Origin of the sequence: Clavibacter sp. B3I6 (assembly GCF_030816895.1) — a bacterium.
GTDB lineage: Bacteria > Actinomycetota > Actinomycetes > Actinomycetales > Microbacteriaceae > Clavibacter.
The window spans coordinates 2,478,910-2,503,188 of record NZ_JAUSYL010000001.1 but is presented as its reverse complement, the minus strand read 5'-3'; the positions used below and the strand labels follow the sequence as shown (position 1 = coordinate 2,503,188).

The window sequence follows — 24,279 nt, the reverse complement described above, 5'->3', positions numbered from 1 at the left end:
CGTGGGTGCCGCCCCTCCTCAGCCGGTGGCGGGTCCGCAGCACGTGACGGTTCCCCTCCCATCGGCGCCCACCGCGGCCCCGCTGGGGGACGATGGACGCATGACCCTCAGCGCCGACGGCACCCTGCAGGACGGGCGGGTGCTCGTCGGCCCGGTCGACGCCCCCGACCTGCACGTGATGACGTACAACATCCGCCGCCTGTTCGCGCACTACCGCCCCGGCAGCCCGGACCGCTGGTCGAACCGGCGCCCGCTCCTCGCCGCGCTCCTGCAGCGCGAGCAGCCCGCGCTCCTCGGCACGCAGGAGGCGATGCCCACGCAGGGGCGTGCCGTGTCGCAGGCGCTCGGCCCCCACTACCGGCGGATCGGCCACGGCCGCAACCCGGACGGGCACGGCGAGGGCTGCCCCACCTTCTACGACACGCGCCGCCTCGAGCTGACGAGCTGGCGGCAGGTCGCGCTGTCGGACACGCCCGCGGTCGCCGGATCCCGCAGCTGGGGCAACATGGTGCCGCGGATCGCCGTGGTCGCCGACTTCACCGACCTCGCCACGGGCCTCCCGCTGCGGCATGTGAACACGCACTTCGACCACCTGTCCCGCCGCTCGCGCGAGGCGAGCGCGCGGATGATGCTCGAGATCGTCGCCGAGGTGCAGGTGCCCACGATCGTGGCGGGCGACACCAACGCGGGCGTCGACACCGAGCCGCACCGGCTGCTCGTGGAGTCCGGCGCGCTCGTCGACGCGTGGGACGGTGCCCGCGAGCGCCTCACGCCCGAGTGGGGCACGTGGTCGAACTACAAGGCCCCGAAGCGCACGACCCGCCGCATCGACTGGATGCTCGTCACGCCCGACGTCGAGGTCGCGCGCGTCGGCATCAACACCACGCGCGTCGCGGGGCGCGCGCCGAGCGACCACGAGGCGCTGCAGGCGGTGGTGCGGTGCTGACGGATCCCGCCGCCGCGAGTCCGCCGGACACGCCGGCCCCGCCCGAGGACGTCGCGGCCTTCGCCGGCCTGGCCGGGCTCACCTTCCTGCAGCCGCCGCGCGGGATCACGGCGGTCCTCGCCGACGTCGTGCGCGTGATCGGGCTGCTCACGTTCCTCTTCTCCGTGTTCACGTGGACGGGCGTCACCTCCGCGATGTTCGCGCTCGCGCTCCTCGGGCTCGTGGCGCCGCGGTCCCTCGGGGCCCGGCCGGGGCTGGATCTCGCCGTCGGGATCACGACGCTCGTCTCCGCCGCGAGCAACCGGCTCGACCTCTACGAGATGCTGCCGTGGTGGGACATCCCCGCGCACCTCGTCACGACGGCGGCCCTCGCCGCGCTCGTGATCCTGCTGGCCGACCGCGCCGGCGTCGTCGTCGACCGCCGGCCGCTGCCGCTCGGGTTCCTGAGCCTCACGGTGGGCCTCGCGCTCTCGGCGCTGTGGGAGCTCGGCGAGTGGGCGGGGCAGGCGTGGCTCGACCCGGAGATCCTCACCGGGTACGCCGACACCATCGGCGACATGGCCGTCGGCGGGCTGGGCGCGCTGCTGATCGCGCCGCTCATGCCGATGCTGCTGGCGCGGTCGCGGTGGATCACGGAGGTCGCCGCGCGCTGACGCCGCCCCGCCCGTCCCGCGCCCCCGTTCCCGCGCCCCCGTCCGAGGGCGCTGCTGCTCCCCGCGCGGGGGCGCTGCTCTCCGACCCGCGGAGAAGTGTGACGGGAGGAGGAGAAGTGCTCGCGGGCGCGTTTGGGAGGAGGAGCAGTCGGGTACGTGGCCGTCATGCGCTCGCCCGGGAACGACCTCCAGGCCGTCCTGTTCGACCGGGACGGGACGCTCGTCGTCGACGTCCCGTACAACGGAGATCCCGCCCTCGTCGAGCTCATGCCCGGCGCCCGCGCGGCCGTGGACGCCGTGCGCGCCGCGGGCCTCCGCATCGGCATGGTCACCAACCAGTCCGGCATCGCGCGCGGCCTCATCACCCGCGCGCAGGCCGACGCCGTGAACGCGCGCGTGCAGGAGCTGCTCGGCGCGTTCGACCTCGTGCTGCTGTGCCCGCACGGATCCGACGACGGCTGCGACTGCCGGAAGCCCGCCCCCGGCATGGTCCTCGAGGCCTGCCGGACGTGGGGAATCGATCCGTCGGCCGTCGCGGTCGTCGGTGACATCGCGGCCGACATGGGCGCCGCCCGGAACGCCGGCGCGCGCGGCGTGCTCGTGCCCACGCCCGTCACGCGCGAGGAGGAGGTGGCCGAGGCGGAGCTCGTCGCCCCGACGATCCTCGACGCCGTGCACCTGCTCCTCCCCGACGAGGCGCCCCGCCGCGTGCTCGTCGTCCGGCTCGACTCGGTCGGCGACGTGCTGATCTCCGGACCCGCGGTGCGCGCCGTCGCCGCCGACCCGCGCGTCGAGGTGCACCTGCTCTGCGGCCCGCGCGGCGCGTCCGCCGGCCGCCTGCTGCCGGGCGTCCACGCGGTCCACGTGTGGGACGCGCCGTGGATCTCCTCCCCCGCGCCCGCGGCCGACGCCGCGTCCGTCGACGCCCTGCACGCGATCCTCGCCGAGGTCGCGCCCGACGAGGCCGTGATCCTCACCTCCTTCCACCAGTCGCCCCTCCCGCTCGCGCTGCTGCTGCGGCTCGCGGGCGTGCGGCGGATCACGGGGGCGAGCGTCGACTACGCCGGCTCCCTGCTCGACGTGCGCCTGAAGCCCGGCGAGGACCTCGACGAGGACCAGCCGGAGCCCGAGCGCGCCCTCGCCATCGCCGCGGCGGCCGGCCACGCGCTCCCCGCCGACGACGACGGCCGCCTCGCCGTCACGGAGGCCGCCCTCCCCGACGACGTCGCCGCGCTCCTCCCCGACGGCCCCTTCGCGCTCGTGCACCCGGGCGCCGCGGTCGGCGCGCGCTCCTACCCGGCCGACCAGCACCGTGACGCCGTGGCGCTCCTCGTCGCGCGGGGGATCCCCGTGGTCGTCACCGGCGGACCCGACGAGCGGGACCTCACGGCGCACGTCGCCGGATCCGCCGCCCTCGACCTCGGCGGCCGCACCGACCTCGCCGGCCTCGGCGCGCTCATGCGCCGCGCGGCCGTGCTCGTGAGCGGCAACACCGGACCCGCGCACCTCGCCGCCGCGACCGGCCTCCCGGTCGTCAGCCTGTTCTCGCCCGTCGTCCCGCCGATCCGCTGGGCGCCGTACCGCGTGCCCGTGATCCTCCTCGGCGACCAGGACGCGCCCTGCAAGCTCAGCCGCGCGCGCGACTGCCCCGTCCCCGGCCACCCGTGCCTCGCCGGCGTCTCCCCCGCGGAGGTCGCCGACGCGGTCGAGCGCCTGCTCGCCACCACGGGCGGCACCGGCGGCACGGCCTCGCGCCCGACCGCGGAGGTGCCCGCATGAGGATCCTGATGTGGCACGTCCACGGCGGCTGGACCGACTCGTTCGTCCTCGGGCCGCACGAGGTCCTGTTCCCCACCACGCCCGCCCGCGACGCCTGGGGGCTCGGCCGCGGCGGACGCGACTGGCCCGCTACCGCGCGCGAGGTGGATCCCGCGCTCCTGCACGAGACGGGCGTCGACCTGGTGCTCCTCCAGCGCGTGGCGGAGATCGACGAGGCCGAGCGCCTCCTCGGCCGCCGGCTGGGCACCGACGTGGCCGCCGTGTTCCTCGAGCACAACACGCCGCGCGGCGCTCCGACCGAGACCGTGCACCCGCTCGCGGACCGCACCGACATCCCCGTGATCCACGTCACGCGCTTCAACGCGCTCATGTGGGACACCGGATCCGCGCCCACGACGGTCGTGGAGCACGGCGTGCCCGACCCCGGTGCGCTGTACACGGGCGAGGTCGCCTCCTTCGGCGCGGTGATCAACGAGCCCGTGCGCCGCGGCCGCATCACCGGCACCGACCTCCTGCCCGCGTTCGCGGACGTCGCGCCCGTCGAGGTGTTCGGCATGGGCACCGACCTGCTGCCGGGCGCCTTCCCCGAGCTCGGCGGCCGCCTCGTGCCGCGCGGCGACCTGCCGACGGCGCGCATGCACCCGGAGCTCGCGCGGCTGCGGGCCTACGTCCACCCGCACCGGTGGACCTCGCTCGGCCTGTCGCTCCTCGAGGCGATGCACATGGCCATGCCCGTGCTGGTGCTCGACGCGACCGAGGCGTCGCGCGCGGTGCCGCCGGACGCCGGCGCGATCTCCGCCGACCCGGCCGACCTCGTGCGCGTCGCGCGGCTGCTCGCCGAGGACCCCGACGAGGCGACCCGCCGCGGCCGCGTCGCCCGCGAGGCCGCGCTCGCCCGGTACTCCCTCGGCCGGTTCCTGCACGACATGGACGCCGTCCTGCAGGACGCGGTCGACGCCGCGGCCGGCCGTCGCGCCCGTCGCGGGGCCGGCCGGTCCGGGCCCCCGCTCTCCCCCGCCCCCACGCTCCCCACGCACCACCCGCTCGACGAGAGGACGACACGATGAGGATCGCGATGATCTCCGAGCACGCCAGCCCCCTGGCGACCATCGGCGGGGTCGACGCCGGCGGCCAGAACGTGCACGTCGCGGCGCTGTCCGCGGCGCTCGCGGACGAGGGCCACACCGTCACCGTCTACACGCGCCGCGACGACCCCGGCCTGCCCGCCCGCGTGGCCTTCGCGCCGGGCGTGGAGGTCGTGCACCTCGACGCCGGACCGGCGCGCGCCGTCTCGAAGGACGACCTCCTGCCGCACATGGGCGAGCTCGCCGACGGCCTCCTCGCCGACTGGCGCACGAACCGGCCCGACGTCGTGCACAGCCACTTCTGGATGTCCGGCATCGCCGCCCTCGACGCCGCCGCGCGCCTCGCCTCCTCCCCGGTCGGCGCCGCCGCGGCCCCGCCCGTGCTGCACACCTTCCACGCCCTCGGATCCGTCAAGCGCCGCCACCTCGGCGCCGAGGACACGAGCCCCGCCGAGCGCGCCGCCCTCGAGCCCGGCGTCGGCCGCCGCGCCGACGCGGTCATCGCCACCTGCTCCGACGAGGCCGCGGAGCTCGTGCGCGCGGGCGTCGACGCGGCCCGCATCACGGTGATCCCGTGCGGCGTCGACGTCGAGCACTTCACGCCCCTGGACGGCAGGGCGCCGCTGGTCGGCGGTACGCCGCGCTCCCCCGACGACGACGGCGCCGCCTCCGGCCCGATGCGCGTCATGGTCATCGGCCGCCTGGTGCCCCGCAAGGGCGTCGACCTCGCCATCGAGGCCCTCGGGATCCTCGACCGCCGCGGCCGCCGGGAGATCGAGCTGGTGATCGTCGGCGGATCCGGCGACGCCGCGAGCGCCGGCGAGGACACCGAGGCCCGCCGCCTGATGGAGGCGGCCCGCGCCGCCGGGGTCGCCGACCGCGTGCGCCTGCACGGCCGCGTCTCCCAGGCCGACATGCCCGCCGTGATGCGCACCGCCGACGTCGTCGTGTGCGCGCCCTGGTACGAGCCGTTCGGCATCGTGCCGCTCGAGGCGATGGCCTCGGGCGTGCCCGTGGTGGCGTCCGCCGTGGGCGGGCTCACCGACAGCGTGGTCGACGGCGTGACGGGGATCCTCGTACCGCCGCGCGACCCCGCCGCCATCGCGGACGCCCTCGAGGCGCTGCACGCGGATCCCGCCCGCCGCCGCCGCCTCGGCCGCGCCGGCCGCGACCGCATGGAGCACGGCTACTCGTGGTCGACCGTCGCCGCCCGCACCGCGGACGCCTACCGGTCCGCCATCCAGGACGCCGCCCTCGACGACCTCCCCGCCGACCCGACCGTGGTCGACGCGCACCTCGACGCGCTCGGCCCGGTCCTCGACGCCCTCCGCACGCACGCGCCGCGCCTCACCGCGTGGGGCAGCGAGATGGCCGATCGGATGAGCCACGGCGCGCGCCTGCTGGCGGCCGGCAACGGCGGATCCGCGGCCGAGGCCCAGCACCTCACGAGCGAGCTGGTGGGCCGGTTCGACGGCGACCGCCGCCCGTTCTCCGCGATCGCGCTGCACTCCGAGTCGTCCGCGGTCACCGCGATCGGCAACGACTACGGCTTCGACGAGGTCTTCGCCCGCCAGGTGCACGCGCACGCGCGCTCCGGCGACATCGTCGTGCTCCTCTCCACCAGCGGCCGGAGCGTCAACCTCCTCAAGGCCGCGGCCGCCGCGCGCGCCGCCGGCGCCACCACGTGGGCGATGACGGGCCCCGGCCCCAACCCGCTCGTGGAGGCGTGCGACGACCACATCGCGCTCGACGGTCCGTCGGCGAACGTGCAGGAGGCGCAGCTCGTCGCCGTGCACGCGATCTGCCGCTCGTTCGAGAGCCGCCTGAAGGCGAACGACCGGGCCGCGGCCGTCGCGTCCGCCACCGCGGACGCCGCGCCCGCGTCGCCGGGGTCCGCAGCGGCCGGCGCATCCACCGCCCCCGCCACCGCGGAGGTGCCGGCATGAGGATCGTCGTGGTCGGCGACGTCCTCCTCGACGTCGACATGACCGGCGCCGCCCACCGCCTCAGCCCCGACGCGCCCGTGCCCGTCATCGAGGTCGAGGAGTCGACGCCCCGCGCGGGCGGGGCCGGCCTCGTCGCGACCATGCTCGCGCGCGACGGCCACGACGTGCGCCTCGTCACCGTGCTCTCCGACGACCGCCACTCGGAGACGCTGCGCGCGTGCCTCGACCGGATCGACGTGGTCGCCGGCCCGTCCGGCGCGCCCACGCCCGTGAAGAGACCCGCGTCCGCGCCGACGGCCACGCCATCGCCCGCATCGACGAGGGCTGCGCGCCGCCGCCCACCCCGGCCGCGACCGACGCGATGCTCGACGCGATCGCCACGGCGGACGCCGTCGTCGTCGCCGACTACGGCCGCGGCGTGACCCGCGATCCCCGCCTCCGCCAGGCGCTCGACGCGCGCGCCGCCGTCGTGCCCCTGGTGTGGGATCCGCACCCCGCGGGCGAGCCGCCCGTCCCGAACACCGCCCTCGCCACCCCGAACCTCGCCGAGGCGCGCGCGTTCTCCGGGCTCGCCGGGCGCGACGTCTCCGCGGCCGCCGACGCCGCCCGCCTCCTCCGCGAGCGCTGGGGCGTGCGGACGGTCGCCGTCACCATGAGCGAGCGCGGCGCGCTCCTCGTGTCGGCGGGCGCCGACGGATCCACGTCCATGCCCGTCGTCGTCCCCGCTCCGCTCGTCGCCACGGGCGACCCGTGCGGCGCCGGCGACCGCCTCGCCGCCACCGCCCTCGCGGCCCTGGCCGGCGGATCCACCGTCGAGGACGCCGTGCGCGACGCCGTCGCCTCCGCCGCCGAGTACGTGGACGCGGGCGGCGTCGCCACCCTCGTCGGCCCGCCCGCGGCCCGACCCATCGGCGGCCACGCGGCGAGCGCCCTCCAGGTGGTCCGCGCGACCCGCGCGGCCGGCGGCACCGTCGTCGCGACGGGCGGCTGCTTCGACCTCGTCCACGCCGGCCACGCACGCACCCTCGCGGCCGCGCGCGCGCTCGGCGACTGCCTGGTCGTCCTCCTCAACTCGGACGACTCGGTGCGTCGCCTCAAGGGACCCGAGCGGCCGATCATGACCGAGGAGGACCGCGTGGACCTCCTCCTGTCGCTCGGCGTCGTCGACGCGGTGGTGCTCTTCTCCGAGGACACCCCCGAGGAGGCGCTCCGCTCCATCAAGCCCGACCTGTGGGTCAAGGGCGGCGACTACCGCGCCGAGGACCTCCCCGAGTCGGCGGTCATCGCCGAGTGGGGCGGCCAGGCCGTGACCGTCCCGTACCACCCCGGCCGGTCGACCACGAAGCTCGCGGGCGCGCTCGCCCGCGTCGGCTGAGCAGCCCCACGACCCCACGATCCGCACCGCCCGCGCCGCTCGACCGGCGCGGGATCCGCACCACGAGAGGAACACCCATGACCGACTCCCCCCAGACCGCCCCCGCCCCCGCGGCGACCGGACGCCCCAGCACCGGCCGCGTCCTCATCACCGGCGGCGCGTCGGGCCTCGGCGCGGCCGTCGCGCAGGCGGTCCTCGCGGCCGGCGGCGAGCCCATCGTGCTCGACCTCGACACCTCGAGCGTCACCGGCATGGAGGCGCACCGCATCGACGTCTCCGACACCCGCGCCACCGAGGCGCTCGTGACGGAGATCGCGCAGAAGCACGGCGGCCTCGACGCCGTCGTCACCGCGGCCGGCATCGACCGCTGCGGCCGCCTCGTCGACGTCGCCCCCACCGAGTGGGAGAAGGTCATCGGCGTGAACCTGATGGGCACCGTCGCCGTCGTCCGCGCGGCGCTGCCGTTCCTCACCGAGTCGCACGGCCGCGTCGTCACCGTCGCGTCGTCGCTCGCGATCAAGGCCATCTCCGACGCCACCGCCTACTGCGCCTCCAAGTTCGGCGTCCTCGGCTTCACCCGCGCGCTGGCCGCCGAGACGAAGGGCGAGGTCGGCGTGACCACGCTGATCCCCTCCGGCATGAAGACCCACTTCTTCGACGACCGCGACCCGAAGTACAAGCCCGGCTCCGACGCGAACCTCAACGACCCCGCCGCCGTCGCCGACTCGGTCATGTTCATCCTCGGCCAGCCCCGCGGCTGCGAGATCCGCGAGCTCGTCATCACCCACGAGCTCGAGGACAGCTGGCCCTGATCCGCGGCTGATCCGCGCCACGCGCATGACACGAGCCCGGCCCCGCATCGCGCGGGTGCCGGGCTCGTGTCGTCGTGGGCCGAGGGCGTCACGCCGATACGTTCGACGGGTGAGCTCCACACCCCGCCCCGGCCCCCGCCCCACCCTCTCCGACGAGGGTCCGCAGCGGCAGCTCACCGACCGCGCGACGCCCGAGCTGTGGGGCCGCCTCGTCGCGCGGGCGTTCGCGCTGCCGGGCGTCTACGAGAGCCACAGCCAGGTGTCGCCCGCCTCCTCCCGCGGCCTGTTCCTGCGGGATCTCGAGACGCCGATCGTGCCGTGGACCTCGCTCGCACCCGAGGGCCGCGTCGAGCCCGTGCACCTCCACGGCGTCGACGACACGTCCGTGCACCTGTGCCTGCCCGTCGCGCGCGGCGCCGAGCTGACCGCGCTCGGCTGGGCGACGCCCCACCAGTACGAGGACTTCGGCACCGAGTTCCTCGTCTACGGGCCGCGCGACGCGGCCGAGCTCGACATCGTGGTCGGGTTCATCGAGGAGGCGATCGCCTTCGCGCGGGACCCCGGCGATGAGCGCCCGGCGCACGTCCCGATGTCGCCGACCGACCCGACCATCCCCTGACCGTCCGGGCCTGAGCGGACTTCCGCCGTCCCGGGACCGGCCCAGCGCCTAGCCTCGGACCAGCGGGCATCCGCAGGAACTGGATCACATGCAGCACGACCCCCATCCCCTCCGCTCCGCGACGACCCTCCTCCTGGGACTCGCCCTCACCGCCGGTCTCCTCGGCGCCGCCGCACCGGCGAGCGCGGCCGAGCCCGCCGGCACGACCGACACCACCGGCACACCCCCGACCTCCGACGCCCGCCTCCGCTTCGGCGTCGCGACCCCGGGCGGCCCCACGGCGGGCGCCGAGCTCGACCGGGTCGCCGCGCAGGTCGGCGAGAGCCCCAGCATCGTGCTCTCCTACGCCGACTTCACGCAGGCCCCGCCGCTCGCGGCCCTCGACGCCGTCGCCGCGCGCGGCGCCGAGTCGCTCCTCACCTGGGAGCCGTGGCGGGCCGGCGCGGGCGTCGGCCAGCCCGCCTTCACGAATGCGCGCATCGCCGCGGGCGACCACGACGCGCACCTGCGCGACTGGGGCACGGCCCTCGCGAGTTGGGGCGGCCCCGTCCTCCTCCGCTACGCGCACGAGATGAACGGGAACTGGTACCCGTGGGCCGAGGGCGCGAACGGCAACGCGCCGGGCTCGTACGCCGCGGCCTGGCGGCACGTCCACGACGTGGTCGTGGGGCAGGGCGCGACCAACGTGCGCTGGGTGTGGACGCCGAACGTGCCGTACCCCGGATCCACCGACCTCGCGGGCCTCTACCCGGGCGACGCCTACGTCGACGTCGTCGGGCTCGACGGCTACAACTGGGGCACCGGCGTCACCGGGCACGGGTGGACGGCCCCGGCCGACCTGTTCGCCCCGGGCCTCGCGCGCCTGCGCGGCGTCGCGCCCGGCAAGCCCGTGGTGATCGCCGAGACCGCGTCCTCCGAGGTCGGCGGATCCAAGGCCGCGTGGAACCGGGACCTCGTCGCCTACCTGCAGGCGCAGCCCGACGTGACCGCGCTGGTCTGGTTCGACATGGACAAGGAGGCCGACTGGCGCATCGCCAGCTCCGCCTCCTCGGCCGACGCGCTCCGCGACGCCCTCGCGCTGCGCCGTCGATGAGCGGGTCAGGCGGGCCCGACGGCGACGGCGATGGCCGGGAGGCGGGACGGTCGGCTGCCCGCGCATCCGTCCCGCGCCCGCCCCTATCGCTCCGTGCCCTTCTCGAATACATTCGCATGGAACCCTCGAGAGGACGTGGAGCCGCCATGCCCAGCCGACGCGCCCCGGTCGTGGTCGCGAACGTCATCGCGCCCGTGGCCACCCGCGTGGTCGCGACCGTCATCGTCCCCGCGGTCGTGGCCTCCGCCGTCGTGCTGGCCGCCCCCGCCATCGCCGCGACCGCGCGCACGACGGCCCTCCCCGCCCCGGTCCCCGCCATCGTCCTGTCGGTCCCCTCGGGCACCGTCGGCACCGCCGTCGCCGTGACCGGATCCGGGTTCGCCGTCCGCAAGGCCGGCACCCTCACCGCGGGCAGCGCGTCCGCCCGCTTCACGACCACCGCGACCGGGGCGTTCACCTCGCGGATCGTGATCCCGAAGGGCTCCCTCTCGACCATCCGCATCACCGCGACCTCGGGCGCGAAGAGGGCGACCGCCGCGTTCACCGTCACGAAGGCCGCGCCGACCCCGTCGCCCACGCCGAAGCCGTCGCCGTCGCCGTCGCCGACCCCGAAGCCCTCCCCCGCGCCGTCGCCGGCCCCCGGCACCGGATCCCGCACCCCGGTTCCCGCGCCTGCCCCGGCGCCCGCCCCCGCCCCGACCGCGGCCCCCGTCGCGCTGCCGGCGTCCGGCCCCGGGATCAGCTCGGCGCGCCTCCGCCTCGGCCTCTCCACCCCGGGCGGCCTGGCCGCGGACGCCGAGCTCGACGAGGCGTCCGCGCTCCTCGGCGAGAGCCCGTCCATCGTGATGAACCACGTCGACTTCACGCACCCGGCGCCGATCGCGGGCATCGCCAGCGTCGCCGCGCGCGGCGCCGAGGCCCTCGTCACGTGGGAGCCCTGGAAGGGCGGGGCGGGAGCGACCCAGCCCGCCTACGCGAACGCGCGCATCCTCGCGGGCGACCACGACGCCTACATCCGCTCCTGGGGCGCCGACCTCGCGCGCTACGGCGGGCCCGTCCAGCTCCGCTTCGCCCACGAGATGAACGGGAACTGGTACCCGTGGTCCGACGGCGTCAACGGCAACGCGCCCGGATCCGCCGCCGCCGCCTGGAAGCACGTGCACGACCTCGTCGTCGCGCAGGGGGCGACCAACGTGCGGTGGGTGTGGAGCCCGAACGTGCCCTACCCGGGATCCACCGACCTCGCCTCGCTCTACCCCGGCGCCGAGTACGTCGACGTCGTCGCGCTCGACGGCTACAACTGGGGATCCGCCGCCCCCGGCCAGCGCTGGACCGAGCCGGCCGCGCTCTTCGGCCCCGGCCTCGACCGGCTCCGCGCCCTCGCGCCCGGGAAGCCGCTCCTCGTCGCCGAGGTGGCCTCGAGCGAGGTCGGCGGCTCGAAGGCCGCATGGACGCGCGACCTCGTCGCCTACCTGCACGCGCAGCCCGACGTCATCGGGTTCGTCTGGTTCGACTTCCAGAAGGAGCAGGACTGGCGGATCGACAGCACGGCCGCCTCCGCCGCCTCCCTCCGCGACGCGCTGGCCCTCCGCCGCCGCTGATCCGTCGCCCGCGACCGTCGCGGGCAGGTCCCGACCGTCATCGGATCCGCATGCCCGGCACCCGGGCGGCACCCAGCCCGCGCACGGCGGGCGCGCGGGAGCCCGCCCCTACCCTCGGATCAGCGCCGCCCCCGACCCGACGGAGGTGCGCGGCACGAGGAGGCGGTGGTGACCCGAGCCCACCGGCGACGCGAGACCGCGCTGGCCCTCGCCGCCGTGCTCGTGGGCCTCGTGATCCTCCCCGCCCCGCCCGGATCCGGCGTCGAGGCCGGCTTCGCTCAGCTCGACCGGTACGCCGCGCTCTCCGCGTCAGAGGCCCAGCGCATGATCGCCGCGCACCCCGCGCTCGAGCTGCAGGTGATGGACGCTTCGCCGGAGCGCGTCGTCCGGTGGTGGGCGGCGAAGGACCGGAGGCAGCAGCGCGCCCTGATCCGGAGCTCCCCGGAGCTCATCGGCGACCTGGACGGGGTCGACTACGCGTCGCGCGACGCCGCCAACCGGCGCCAGCTGCGCGCCGAGATGCGCACGGAGCGGGCCGCCGTCGCCGCCCGGGCCGACGACGTCGACGCGCGGAACCGCCTCGCCGCGCTCACCGCCATCCACGACGCGCTGCACCCGACGGCCCCCGTGGGCGGCGGGACCGCGCCCCCGCGGACGCTCGTGTCGCTCACCCTCCGGGATCCGCCGCTCGCCGCCATCGCCGTGGGCGACCTCGACACCGCGCGCCAGGTGACCTTCACCGTGCCGGGCATGGGCACGTACACCGACGACATGCAGCTCTGGACGGAGACCGCGCAGAACGTCTTCGACGCGCAGGCCGCCGTGGGCGCCCCGGCCGCGCACGCCGTGGTCGCGTGGATCGGCTACCGCACGCCGCCGCCCGGCGTCGCCGCGACCCTCGGCGACCACGCGGAGCGCGGCGCGCCCCTCCTCGCCGGCGAGATCGCGGGCCTGCACGCGGCGCGGGCCGGCGGCGACCTCGCGTCGGTGAGCGTCATCGCCCACTCGTACGGATCCACCATGGCCGCCGACGCGCTCGCCGCCCGCGACCTCGGCGTCTACTCGTTCGTCATGCTCGGATCGGCGGGCGTGGAGGACTCCATCGACGACGCCCGCGACCTCCACGCCCGCCACGTGTACGCGGGCGAGGCGGTGGACGACGACGAGGCCGTGTGGGGCCGGCTCTCCCGGCAGGATCCGCGCGCGCCCGGGTTCGGCGCCACCGTCATCTCGGTCGACGGCGACCCCGCACGCGGGCTCCTGCCGGTCACCGGCCACGCGCCCGTGCTGCACTCGCCCTGGAACGACGACCCCGACTCGCCCGCCTGGTCCGCCATCCGCGACAGGGCCGAGCGCGCGGCCGAGTACGCGGCCCACGAGACGACGTACGGCTACCTCGACGCGGGCACGGAGTCGCTGCGGAACGCCGCGATCGCGACGACCCCGCACGCGACGGAGGCGCTCGACCCGGCGGGCCGCTGACGACTACGCCGTCACGCGCTCCCCGAGCGACGCCCGCCGCAGCTGCTCCACGTCCGCGTGCACGTCGTCCACCCGCACCGTGGCGACGAACGACGGGTCGTGCTCGCAGCGCTCGGCGGTCCAGCCGACCTGGGTCACGTCGACGCCGCAGACGGGGCAGGTCGTGGTCCAGCCCATGTGGATCCGGTGGCGCGTGCGGCCGACGGGCGCCGCGTTGATCACGTTGCCGAACCAGAACACGCCCACCGTGCGCGCGCCGACCGCCTGCGCCAGGTGGCGGGGGCCGCTGTCGTTGCCGAGCACGACGTCCGCGTGCGTGAGGAGGCCCGCGAGCTCGCCGAGCGCGAGGGCGTCGGCGAGCGACGTCACGCGCGACGCCTGCTCCGCCGGGAGCCCGTCGCGCGCGAGCGACACGATGCGGTCGGCGTCGGCCGCGTCCGTCGCGTCGCCCACGACGACCACCTGGGCGTCGTCCGCGGCGGCCCGGCGCGCGACCTCCGCGAACGACTCGACGGGCCAGCGGCGGCGGCTGTCCGTGGCGCCCGGGTGGATCACGACGAGCCCGCCGGGCGCGCCCGTCACGTGCGCCGCGGCGGCGTCCCGCTCGGCGTCGGTGACCTCCACCACCGGCTCCAGGTCCGCGATCGGCGCGCCCGCGAGCCCCGCGACCTCGAGCCCGCGCATCACCTCGTGCTGGTAGTAGACGTACGGGATGACGCGGTCGAGCCGCTCGGCGTCGTCCGTCGCGGTGCCCACGGTGTGCCGCGCGCCGAGGCGCAGCAGGAACGGGTTGGAGTTCCGGCCGCCGCCGTGCACCTGCACGGCGAGGTCGAAGCGGCGCTCCCGCATCCGCGCCGCGAACGCCTCGATCTCCTCGGGGTCGGGATCCGTGCCCGGCACGTCCCGCACGCCGTGCGCGACCGGCAGCACCTCGACGTCCTCGGGCGCGCCCGGCCGACCCGCGAGGAGCGCGCGGTGCAGCGGCGTGCCGAGCAGGGTGATCCGCGCGCCCGGGTACGCGGCCCGCAGCGCCGCGATCGCCGGCAGCGCGAAGATCAGGTCGCCGAGCCCGCCGCCGCGCAGCACGGCGATGGAGCGGACGTCGGGGAAGGTCTCGTGGAGCGGGGCGACGACGGGCACGGGGATGGCCTCCTGGTCGGGCGGGCGGGTCCCCCTCCCCGTTCCCCGCGGCGGCCCGGTCGAAACGCGGGCGGCGCCGGCGCGCGTCAGGCCCGCGGCGCCCCCGCGCTCTCGCGCACCACGAGGCGCGTGGGCACGATGCGGTCGTGCGACGGCTCGCGCCCCTCGAGCATCTCCAGCAGCACCTGCATGGAGCGGCGGCCGATCTCGGTGAAGTCCTGGTGCACGGTCGTGAGCGGCGGCCAGAAGGAGCTCGACTCCTCGGTGTCGTCGAAGCCGACCACGCTGATGTCGCCCGGCACGTCGCGGCCGAGCTCGTGCAGCGCGTGCATGATCCCCAGGGCCATCTGGTCGTTCGCGGCGACGATGCCGGTGATGTCGGCGCGCTGGCCGAGCTCCCGGCCGATCCGGTAGCCGGACCGCGTGGTCCAGTCGCCCTGCGCCGGATCCTCGGGGGCGAGCCCCGCGTCGAGCATGGTCTGCCGCCACTCGGCCGCGCGTCGGGCCGCCGAGTACGAGGTGGAGGGCCCCGCGACGTGCACGATCGCGGTGTGCCCGAGGTCCAGCAGGTGCTGCGTGGCGAGGCGCGTGCCCTGCTCCTGGTCGGTGTCGACGACCACGAACGGGTCGCCCGCGTCGGAGTCGATGATCACGACGGGCAGCCCGGCGGGGATGATCACGTCGGCCCGGTCGAGCATGTGCGCCTCGATGATGATGACGACCCCGTCGACCGCCTCCTCCTGCAGCCGGCTGAACGCGCCGGCAACCTCGCCCTCGGTGGGATGCGGCACCGGCATGAGCGTGATCGTGTACCCGGCGCCGGACGCGGCCGTCACGATCGCGTCGAGCGTCTTCATGTTGCCGAGGGTGGAGAGCGTGAACATGATGATGCCGATGCTGCGGAAGCGCCCGGTCTTGAGAGCCCGGGCGGCGCTGTTCGGCCGGTAGCCGAGCTCGGCCATCGCGTCCATCACACGCTGCCGGGTGGTGGCCTCCACGTTCTGGGCGCCGTTGGACACCCGGGAGACCGTCTGCGCCGACACCCCGGCGTGCGCGGCGACGTCCGCCATGGACACGGTGCGGCCGCCGAGCGTGCGCCGGCCACTCGACTTGACGACCGGCGGTGGAGATGTCATGGTTGCGAGCATCACAGATGTTTGCGCAAACACCCAATCGTCCCGACGAGGTGGCCGCGCCGACATCCCCCGACGAAGTGGAAGCACATGACGACGATGTCGACTCCGGCCACCCGGCCGAAGCCCGATGCCGGGGCGGCCCGCCCCGGCGGGAGCCCGATGCGCCGCGACAAGCGGCGCTGGACCGGACTGGGCTTCGTCGCCCCGTTCCTCGTGGTCTTCCTGGTGGTCCTCATCGCGCCGGTCGGCTACTCGATCTACCTCAGCCTGTTCCAGGAGCGGATGATCGGCGGCAACTCGTTCGTCGGCATCGCGAACTACACGCAGGCGCTGGGCGACCCGAACTTCTGGGACGCGCTCGGCCGCGTCGCCCTGTTCCTCGTCGTGCAGGTGCCGATCATGCTCGCCATCGCCCTCTTCGCGGCGCTGGCGCTCGACTCGGCCCGCCTGCACTTCACGGCGTTCTTCCGCATCTCGATCTTCCTGCCCTACGCCGTGCCCGCGGTCGTCGCGGCCCTCATGTGGGGCTTCATCTACGGCAACCGCTTCGGCCTCGTCGGCAACGTCGAGCAGGCCACCGGCTGGGACCTCCCGGACCTCCTCTCGCAGAGCTGGATCCTCGCGTCGATCGGCAACATCGTCACGTGGGAGTTCGTCGGCTACAACATGCTGCTGTTCTACGCGGCCCTCCGGGTCATCTCGCCCGACCTCTACGAGGCCGCCGAGCTCGACGGCGCGGGCCCCTTCCGCATCGTCACCGGCATCAAGCTCCCCGCCATCCGCGGTGCGCTCGTCATCGGCGTGATCTTCTCCATCATCGGCAGCTTCCAGCTCTTCAACGAGCCGAACATCCTGCAGACGCTGGCGCCGAACGCGATCAGCTCGTACTTCACCCCGAACATGTACGCGTACAACCTGTCCTTCGCGGGACAGCAGTTCAACTACTCCGCCGCCATCGCGATCATCATGGGCGTCCTGACGATGGTGGTCGCCTACGTGGTGCAGCTCGTCGGCACCCGGAAGGACAGCTGACCGTGTCGACCCTCACCGGAACCCCCCTCGCCGCGCCCGACGCCGGCACGCCCACCCGCGACGCACCGGCCGACAAGACGCCGAAGCGCCGCAAGAGCGCCGGCGCCCCGCGCGAGCGTCGCAGCATCGTGCTCACGCTCGTCATGGCGCTGCTGCTCATCTACTCCGTGCTCCCCCTGTTCTGGCTCCTGGTCAACTCGACCAAGACTCAGGACGCGCTGTTCAGCTCGTTCGGCCTCTGGTTCGCGGGCGACTTCGCGCTGTGGGACAACATCCAGGGCGTGCTGACCTACGGCGACGGCGAGTTCGTGCGCTGGCTCGGCAACACGCTGATCTACGTGGTGGTCGGAGCGGGCGGCGCTACGCTGCTCGCCACCCTCGCGGGCTACGGCCTGGCGAAGTTCGACTTCCCGGGCAAGAAGATCGTGTTCGCGGTGGTGCTCGGCGCCGTCGCGATCCCGGGCACGGCCCTCGCGGTGCCGACCTTCCTCCTCTTCAGCCAGATGGGCCTCACGAACACCCCGTGGGCGATCATCCTGCCGTCGCTCATCAGCCCCTTCGGGCTGTACCTCATCTGGACCTACGCGGTCGACTCGGTGCCCGAGGAGATCCTCGAGGCGGCCCGGATCGACGGCTCCAGCGAGATCCGCACCTTCTTCACGATCAGCCTGCGGCTCCTCAGCCCCGGCCTCATCACGGTGCTGCTGTTCTCGATCGTCGCCACCTGGAACAACTACTTCCTGCCCCTGATCATGCTGAGCGACTCCACCTGGTACCCCCTCACCGTGGGCCTCAACCAGTGGAACGCGCAGTCCACCACCGTGGGCGGCCAGCCGATCTACAACCTCGTCATCACGGGCTCGTTCCTCGCGATCATCCCGATCGTGATCGCGTTCCTCTTCCTCCAGCGCTACTGGCAGTCCGGCCTCTCGGCCGGCGGCGTCAAGGCGTAGTCCCCGCTCGGCACGTCCTCCACCGCAGCACCTCCCCTCACCACCACGAAGAAGTGAAAGGCACCACCATGTCCCTCTCGTTCCCCCGCAGGGCGAAGCGCGTCGTCGCGCTCGGCCTCGGCCTCGTCCTCGCGGGCTCCCTCGCGGCCTGCTCCTCCGGATCCGGCGGCGGCGCCAGCGCCGACACCGCCACCGCGGACGAGCTGACCACCGCCCTCGACACCGAGTCGACCCTCACCGTCTGGGGCTGGGCCCCGGCCATCGAGCCGATCGCGGAGGCCTTCGAGGCCAAGCACCCGAAGATCACGGTCGACGTGCAGAACGTCGGCACCGGCGCCGACCAGTACACGAAGCTCCAGAACGCCATCAAGGCGGGCAAGGGCGCTCCCGACGTGGCGCAGGTCGAGTACTTCGCGATCCCGCAGTTCGCGCTCGGCAAGTCCCTCGCCGACCTCTCCGGCTACGGCTACTCGGACCTCGAGGACCAGTTCACGGCGTCCACCTGGAACGCCGTCACCGAGGGCGACGCCCTCTACGCGCTGCCGCAGGACTCCGGCCCCATGGCGATGTTCTACCGCCAGGACGTCTTCGACAAGTACGGCATCGCGGTCCCCACCACCTGGGACGAGTACGTGGCCGCCGCGGAGACGATGCACGCCGCCGACCCGAACCAGTACATCACCAGCGACTCCGGCGACGCCGGCTTCACCACGAGCATGATCTGGCAGGCCGGCGGCCAGCCCTACAAGGTCGACGGCGACAAGGTCACCATCGACATGCAGGACGAGGGCGCCAAGAAGTACACCGCCATGTGGAACCAGCTCGTCGAGGGCGGCTCGCTGGCCCAGACCCCCGGCTGGACCGACGAGTGGTTCCGCGGCCTCGGCGACGGATCCATCGCCACGCTGATCACCGGCGCCTGGATGCCCGGCAACCTCATCGCGCAGGCGGCCGAGGGCTCCGGCCAGTGGCGCGTCGCCCCCATGCCGCAGTACACGGCCGGCGACACCGCGACCGCGGAGAGCGGCGGATCCTCCATCGCCGTCATGCAGCAGTCCGAGAACAAGCTCGTCGCGGCGGAGTTCGCCAAGTTCACGACGGCCGACGCCGAGGGTCGCCAGATCTCCTTCGACGCGGGCGGCTTCCCGTCCACCACGGAGGACCTGAACAGCGACGAGTTCCTCGGTGAGACCCCCGAGTACTTCGGCGGCCAGAAGATCAACGAGGTGCTCAGCGAGGCCTCGAAGAACGTCGTCCCGGACTGGCAGTACCTGCCCTTCCAGGTCTACACGAACAGCATCTTCAGCGACTCGGCCTCGGCCGCGTACTCCAACGGCACCTCGCTCGACCCCGTCCTCGAGGCGTGGGGCAAGGCGGCTGCCGAGTACGGCCAGCAGCAGGGCTTCTCCGTCGAGGTGAAGTAGCCCGCACGATGTGATCGACGAGGGGAGGTGCGACGCGAGTCGCACCTCCCCTCTCCCATGCCACCCCGCGACCCCCGAGGACATGACCATGCCCGGCCTCCCCGCCACCAGCACCCGCTTCCGCATCGGCGCCGACGACTTCGAGCTCGACGGCCGCCCCCACCGCGTCATCGCGGGCGCCCTCCACTACTTCCGCGTGCACCCCGACCAGTGGGCCGACCGGATCCGCAAGGCCCGCCTCATGGGCCTCGACACCATCGAGACCTACGTCGCCTGGAACGCGCACTCCCCCGAGCGCGGCGCGTTCGACACGAGCGCCGGGCTCGACCTCGGCCGCTTCCTCGACCTGGTCCACGCCGAGGGCATGCACGCGATCGTGCGCCCCGGCCCCTACATCTGCGCCGAGTGGGACGGCGGCGGCCTCCCCGGCTGGCTGTTCGAGGACCCGGCCGTCGGCGTCCGCCGCAGCGAGCCGCTGTACCTCGCCGCGGTCGACGAGTTCCTCCGCCGCGTGTACGAGATCGTCGCGCCGCGGCAGATCGACAACGGCGGGCCCGTGATCCTCGTGCAGATCGAGAACGAGTACGGCGCGTACGGCGACGACGCGGAGTACCTCCGCCACCTCGTGGACCTCACGCGGGAGTCCGGGATCATCGTGCCGCTGACGACCGTCGACCAGCCGACCGACGAGATGCTCTCCCGCGGCAGCCTCGACGAGCTGCACCGCACCGGGTCCTTCGGCTCGCGCGCCACCGAGCGCCTCGCGACCCTGCGCCGCCACCAGCCGACCGGGCCGCTCATGTGCAGCGAGTTCTGGGACGGCTGGTTCGACCACTGGGGCGAGCACCACCACACGACGTCCGCGGCCGACGCCGCCGCCGAGCTCGATGCCCTGCTCGCCGCGGGCGCGTCCGTGAACATCTACATGTTCCACGGCGGCACCAACTTCGGCTTCACGAACGGCGCGAACCACAAGGGCACGTACCAGTCGCACGTCACCTCGTACGACTACGACGCCCCGCTGGACGAGACGGGATCCCCGACGGAGAAGTACCTCGCGTTCCGCGAGGTGATCTCCCGCTACCGGTCCGTGCCCGACGAGGTGCCCGCGCAGCGCGGGGACGCGCCCGCCTTCGAGGTGGCGTTCGACCAGGTCGTGCCGCTGGCCGCGCTCGTCGCGGACGGCGCGGCGGGTGCATCCCGCGCCACCGACGCCGTGCCGTCGATGGACGGGCTCGGCGTGTTCCGCGGGTTCGCGCTGCACCGGGTGGAGCTGCCCGCGTCGGACCGCACGCGCGTGCTGGCGTTCGGCGAGGTGCGCGACCGCGCCGTCGTGTCGGTCGACGGGGTGCGCGTCGGCGTGATCCAGCGCGACCAGCACGAGACCGCGATCGCCGTGCCGCCCGGCCGGATCCTCGAGGTGCTCGTGGAGGACCAGGGACGCGTCAACTACGGCGTGCGGATCGGCGAGGCCAAGGGCCTCATCGGCCCGGCGACGCTCGACGGGGTGGAGCTCACCGGCTGGGAGAGCCGTCCGCTCGACCTCGACGCGCTGGCCGCCGAGGCGACGACCCGCGCCGCCGCGGCACCCGCTGATGGGCCCGTCGCCTTCCTCGACGGACCCGTGCTCGCCCACGCGTCCTTCGACGTGGAGGCGCCCGCCGACCTCTTCCTCGACACGCGCTCGTGGGGCAAGGGCGTCACCTTCGTCAACGGCTTCGCGCTCGGCCGCTACTGGACCCGCGGGCCGCAGCACACGCTCTACGTGCCGGGCGCGCAGCTCCGCGCGGGCCGCAACGACCTCGTCGTGTTCGAGACGGGCGCGGCGGCGGATCCGGTCGTCGCGTTCCTCGCGCAGCCGGAGCTCGGGCACCGGGAGCCGTAGGGAGGGCGGGTCGCGCGGCCAGGGCCGCGCGACCTGCCGGGGGCCGCCGCTCGCCGGCCTCTCCGAGGCGCTGCTGCGACAGGAGCGGCCCGGGGCCGGCGAAGCGCTCGAGGCTGCGGGGGAGCTCGTGAGCGGACGCCCCTGAGGCACCTGCGAGGCTCCGGGTCCCCGAGGACGGGGACCGGGTCCGTCCGCGCACGACGAGGGACGGCAGCGCCTCACGACGATGCGCGCAGCACCAGCTCCGTGGGGAGACGCTCGACGCCGCTGCGCGCATGCCCGGCGATCGCGTCGAAGAGCGCCGAGACCGCACTGCGCCCGAGCCGCTCCAGGCGCATGTCCACGGTCGTGAGCGGCGGGCGGCTGCCCCCGGCCATCAGGCCCCAGTTGTCGAAGCCCACGACCGCGACGTCCTCCGGGATCCGCCGGCCCCGGTCGCGGAGCTGGTCGACCACGCCGCGGGCCAGCATGTCGCTGCCGCAGAAGACGGCGTCGAAGTCGATGCCGCGGTCGAGGAGCTCGTCCACCGCGGAGTGGCCCGTGGACTCGAGCCACTCGCCTCGGATCGGCTCCGCGGGAGGACGCAGCCCCGCCTCCTGCAGGCTGGCGCGCCACGCCTGCTCGCGTCGCACCGTCGCGGCGTAGTGGACGGGCCCGGTGAGGTGGGCGATGCGGGTCCTGCCCCGGCTCACGAGATGCCGGACCGCGTCCCGCGCACCGCCCTGCTCGTCGGGGACGACCGAGAAGTCCGAGGCGTCGGTGGATGCGCCGTACGCGTACACCACCGGCACGCCCAGGCGCCCGAGCGACGGCTGGTCGTTGGTGTCGTCCGCGAGCACGATGAGGCCGTCGATGCCGTGCTCGAGCAGGGTGTTGAGCTGGTAGGCCCCGCGCACGGCGTCGCCCCGGCTGTCGCACAGCAGGACGGACATCCGCTCGGTGCCGACGGCGTTCTCGGCGCCCAGGAGCACGGGGAGGCTGAGCCGCCCCACGCTGTCCTGGGTCAGCAGCCCCACCGCCCGCGTCGACCCGGCCCGGGCCGGGCGCGCGCTCCCCCGCGGCCGGTAGCCGAGATCCGCCGCCGCACGGCGCACGCGGATGCGGGTCTCCTCGCTGATCTCGTGGTTGCCCGAGAGGGCCTTCGACACGGTCGAGATGGACACCTGCGCCCGCGCGGCGACGTCCGTGATGGTCACTCGCGACATGATCTCGCGGACTTTCGTACGTTTTCGCCCGTGGTCATGGACCCCGACCTTAGCTCGGCTCTACTTTCTTCCCAGTGTTCCGCCGCCCGGGTGAGACGGCAGCGCCACTACGTCCGCGGATCCACCTCGGGCGCCCTCAAGGGATGACGACGTCCCCTCCGGCCGCTCCCCACCCACATCGACAAGGAACCACCATGCCCCGCATCCTCCCCTCCGTCCGGGCGACGACGCCCATCGCCCTCGCCGACGTCGACATCGCCGACTCCTTCTGGAGCCCCCGCATCGAGACCGTCCGCACGGAGACCATCCCCTTCCAGTACCACCAGCTCGAGACCATCGGGCACCTGGAGTCCCTCCGCCATCAGCGGAAGGACTCGGATCCGGTGCCGCACATCTTCTGGGACAGCGACATCGCCAAGTGGATCGAGGCTGCCAGCTACAGCCTCGTCGCCCACCCCGACCCGGAGCTCGACGCACGCCTCGACGACGTGATCGCCCTCCTCGCCTCCGCCCAGGGCGAGGACGGGTACCTCAACACCTACTTCACGGTCATCGCCCCGGAGGACCGCTTCACGGATCTCCGCGACGCGCACGAGCTGTACTGCGCGGGGCACCTCATCGAGGCGGCCGTCGCGCACCACGCGGCCACCGGCAAGACCAGCCTCCTCGACGTCATGCGCCGCTACGCGGACCTCATCGGCACGGTCTTCGGGCGGGGCGACGGGCAGATCCGCGGCTACGACGGCCACGAGGAGATCGAGCTCGCCCTGGTGAAGCTCGCCGCGGCCACCGGGGAGCGCCGCTACCTCGAGCTCGCGTCCTACTTCGTCGAGGAGCGCGGCACCGAGCCGTACTTCTTCGACCTCGAGGCCGAGCGCCGCGGCACCCCCGGGTACTTCGGCGGCCAGTTCAGCGGCGACGCGCACCCCGGCCGGACCCGCGAGTACCTGCAGGCCCACGCGCCGGTGCGCGACCAGCACGAGGCGGTCGGCCACTCCGTCCGGGCGATGTACCTCTACTCGGCCATGGCGGACCTCGCCCGCGAGCAGGAGGACGGATCGCTCCTCGAGGCGTGCCGCGGACTCTGGGAGCACCTCACCACCCGGCGGATGTACGTCACCGGCGGCATCGGCAGCTCGGCCGTCAACGAGGGGTTCACCCGCGACTTCGACCTCCCGGACGAGACCGCCTACGCGGAGACGTGCGCGGCCATCGGGCTCATGATGTGGGCGCAGCGCATGCTGCGCATCGACCGCCACCGCCGGTACGGCGACGTGCTCGAGCTCGCCCTGTACAACGGGGTCCTGTCCGGCCTCTCGCACGACGGCCAGTGCTTCTTCTACGACAACCCGATGGCCAGCCGCGGCGGCGTCGGACGCCACGCCTGGTTCGACGTGGCCTGCTGCCCGCCCAACCTGGCCCGCCTCCTCACCTCCCTCGGCTCCTACGCCTACGCGACCGGGGACGCGGAGCTCGTCGTCCACGTGCCCGTCTCGGGGACGGTGCGCGTCGCCGCGGGCGACGAGACCGCGGTCATCGAGGTCGAGGCCGACGTCCTGGCATCCGGCCGTGTCGTCCTGCGCGTCACGGAGGCTCCCGAGCAGGAGCTCGCGCTGACGGTGCGCATCCCGGCGTGGTCGCGGACCGCGACGCTGCAGCTCAACGGAGAGGCGCTGGACCTGGATGACGCCGGCGTGCTCGGGGACGACGGGTACGCGACGGTCGATCGGCGGTGGCGAGCCGGCGACGAGCTCGTCCTCCAGCTCGACACGGCACCGCGTCGTCTCCGGGCCGACCCGCGCCTCGTCGACCACGCGGGCCGGGTCGCCGTCGCGCGGGGGCCGCTCATCCACGCGCTCGAGGAGGTGGACAACGGCGCCGACCTGCACATGCTGACCCTCCCGAGGGACGCCGACCTCGGGACCGAGTCGGCGGACGGCATGGGCGTGGTCGTGGCGGACGGTCGGCGCAGCACCCTCGGAGGCGAGGGCCTGTACCGCATCGACATCCCCCGGGAGCACGGCGCCACGCTCCGCCTCGTCCCCTACTTCTCGTGGGCCAACCGCGGCGAGGGCGAGATGCGCATCTGGATCCGGGAGAGCTGAGCGCGCGC

The 24,279-nt window shown here is 74.5% G+C and carries 18 protein-coding genes and 2 pseudogenes; 17 read left to right on the top strand and 3 right to left on the bottom strand.

Annotation, left to right across the window (positions count from 1 at the left end; genetic code table 11):
• Positions 1–100 precede the first annotated feature (100 nt).
• The 12 genes and pseudogenes from QFZ62_RS12170 to QFZ62_RS12115 all read left to right on the top strand — a co-directional run bounded on the left by QFZ62_RS12170 (position 101) and on the right by QFZ62_RS12115 (position 13,391).
• Positions 101–946, top strand: coding sequence for an endonuclease/exonuclease/phosphatase family protein (locus QFZ62_RS12170; RefSeq protein ID WP_307506102.1), 846 nt, complete (start codon positions 101–103; stop codon positions 944–946).
• Complete coding sequence (locus QFZ62_RS12165) at positions 940–1,599, top strand: hypothetical protein (protein WP_307506099.1); 660 nt, start codon at positions 940–942, stop codon at positions 1,597–1,599. Before QFZ62_RS12170 ends, QFZ62_RS12165 begins: the two co-directional genes overlap by 7 nt.
• A 165-nt stretch (positions 1,600–1,764) precedes the next feature.
• Positions 1,765–2,256, top strand: a pseudogene (locus QFZ62_RS12160) (D-glycero-alpha-D-manno-heptose-1,7-bisphosphate 7-phosphatase); the annotation flags it as partial.
• A gap of 21 nt (positions 2,257–2,277) precedes the next feature.
• Positions 2,278–3,378 (top strand): glycosyltransferase family 9 protein, encoded by a 1,101-nt coding sequence (locus QFZ62_RS12155; protein WP_307507793.1) that lies wholly within the window; start codon positions 2,278–2,280, stop codon positions 3,376–3,378.
• The gene (locus QFZ62_RS12150; RefSeq protein WP_307506096.1) at positions 3,375–4,445 is read left to right on the top strand and encodes a glycosyltransferase; all 1,071 of its coding nucleotides are present in this window, start codon (positions 3,375–3,377) and stop codon (positions 4,443–4,445) included. Before QFZ62_RS12155 ends, QFZ62_RS12150 begins: the two co-directional genes overlap by 4 nt.
• Positions 4,446–4,453: 8 nt before the next feature.
• Positions 4,454–6,409 carry a glycosyltransferase gene (locus QFZ62_RS12145; protein WP_307506093.1) on the top strand — a complete coding sequence of 652 codons (1,956 nt, stop codon included), beginning with the start codon at positions 4,454–4,456 and terminating at the stop codon, positions 6,407–6,409.
• Positions 6,406–7,784: pseudogene (locus QFZ62_RS12140) on the top strand (PfkB family carbohydrate kinase). Before QFZ62_RS12145 ends, QFZ62_RS12140 begins: the two are co-directional and overlap by 4 nt.
• Positions 7,785–7,861: 77 nt before the next feature.
• Positions 7,862–8,596 (top strand): SDR family oxidoreductase, encoded by a 735-nt coding sequence (locus QFZ62_RS12135; RefSeq protein ID WP_307506091.1) that lies wholly within the window; start codon positions 7,862–7,864, stop codon positions 8,594–8,596.
• Between the two features lie 109 nt (positions 8,597–8,705).
• Positions 8,706–9,215: a luciferase family protein gene (locus QFZ62_RS12130; protein WP_307506089.1), complete on the top strand. Its 510-nt coding sequence runs from the start codon at positions 8,706–8,708 to the stop codon at positions 9,213–9,215.
• Between the two features lie 88 nt (positions 9,216–9,303).
• Positions 9,304–10,308: a glycoside hydrolase family 26 protein gene (locus QFZ62_RS12125; protein ID WP_307506086.1), complete on the top strand. Its 1,005-nt coding sequence runs from the start codon at positions 9,304–9,306 to the stop codon at positions 10,306–10,308.
• Between the two features lie 146 nt (positions 10,309–10,454).
• Positions 10,455–11,909: a glycoside hydrolase family 26 protein gene (locus QFZ62_RS12120; protein ID WP_307506083.1), complete on the top strand. Its 1,455-nt coding sequence runs from the start codon at positions 10,455–10,457 to the stop codon at positions 11,907–11,909.
• Positions 11,910–12,077: 168 nt separating this feature from the next.
• Positions 12,078–13,391 carry an alpha/beta hydrolase gene (locus QFZ62_RS12115; protein ID WP_307506081.1) on the top strand — a complete coding sequence of 438 codons (1,314 nt, stop codon included), beginning with the start codon at positions 12,078–12,080 and terminating at the stop codon, positions 13,389–13,391.
• Between the two features lie 3 nt (positions 13,392–13,394).
• Here the strand turns inward: QFZ62_RS12115 and QFZ62_RS12110 are convergent, their stop codons facing one another.
• Both QFZ62_RS12110 and QFZ62_RS12105 read right to left on the bottom strand, forming a co-directional pair.
• Positions 13,395–14,531 (bottom strand): glycosyltransferase family 9 protein, encoded by a 1,137-nt coding sequence (locus QFZ62_RS12110; RefSeq protein WP_307506080.1) that lies wholly within the window; start codon positions 14,529–14,531, stop codon positions 13,395–13,397.
• An 86-nt stretch (positions 14,532–14,617) separates the two neighbouring features.
• Entirely contained in the window at positions 14,618–15,667 is a 1,050-nt protein-coding gene (locus tag QFZ62_RS12105) for a LacI family DNA-binding transcriptional regulator (protein ID WP_307506077.1), read from the bottom strand.
• 87 nt (positions 15,668–15,754) lie between these two features.
• Between QFZ62_RS12105 and QFZ62_RS12100 the strand changes: the two genes are divergently transcribed.
• The 4 genes from QFZ62_RS12100 to QFZ62_RS12085 all read left to right on the top strand — a co-directional run bounded on the left by QFZ62_RS12100 (position 15,755) and on the right by QFZ62_RS12085 (position 20,961).
• On the top strand, positions 15,755–16,699 hold the full coding sequence (locus QFZ62_RS12100; RefSeq protein ID WP_307506074.1) for a carbohydrate ABC transporter permease: 945 nt from the start codon (positions 15,755–15,757) through the stop codon (positions 16,697–16,699).
• A 2-nt stretch (positions 16,700–16,701) separates the two neighbouring features.
• Complete coding sequence (locus tag QFZ62_RS12095; RefSeq protein WP_307506072.1) at positions 16,702–17,652, top strand: carbohydrate ABC transporter permease; 951 nt, start codon at positions 16,702–16,704, stop codon at positions 17,650–17,652.
• Between the two features lie 68 nt (positions 17,653–17,720).
• Positions 17,721–19,076: an ABC transporter substrate-binding protein gene (locus QFZ62_RS12090; protein ID WP_307506071.1), complete on the top strand. Its 1,356-nt coding sequence runs from the start codon at positions 17,721–17,723 to the stop codon at positions 19,074–19,076.
• Between the two features lie 88 nt (positions 19,077–19,164).
• A complete protein-coding gene (locus QFZ62_RS12085; RefSeq protein WP_307506068.1) occupies positions 19,165–20,961 on the top strand; it encodes a beta-galactosidase family protein in 1,797 nt (598 codons plus the stop codon).
• 218 nt (positions 20,962–21,179) lie between these two features.
• Here the strand turns inward: QFZ62_RS12085 and QFZ62_RS12080 are convergent, their stop codons facing one another.
• The gene (locus QFZ62_RS12080) at positions 21,180–22,166 is read right to left on the bottom strand and encodes a LacI family DNA-binding transcriptional regulator (RefSeq protein WP_307506065.1); all 987 of its coding nucleotides are present in this window, start codon (positions 22,164–22,166) and stop codon (positions 21,180–21,182) included.
• 194 nt (positions 22,167–22,360) lie between these two features.
• Between QFZ62_RS12080 and QFZ62_RS12075 the strand changes: the two genes are divergently transcribed.
• Positions 22,361–24,271: a glycoside hydrolase family 127 protein gene (locus tag QFZ62_RS12075; protein WP_307506063.1), complete on the top strand. Its 1,911-nt coding sequence runs from the start codon at positions 22,361–22,363 to the stop codon at positions 24,269–24,271.
• Positions 24,272–24,279: the final 8 nt, after the last annotated feature.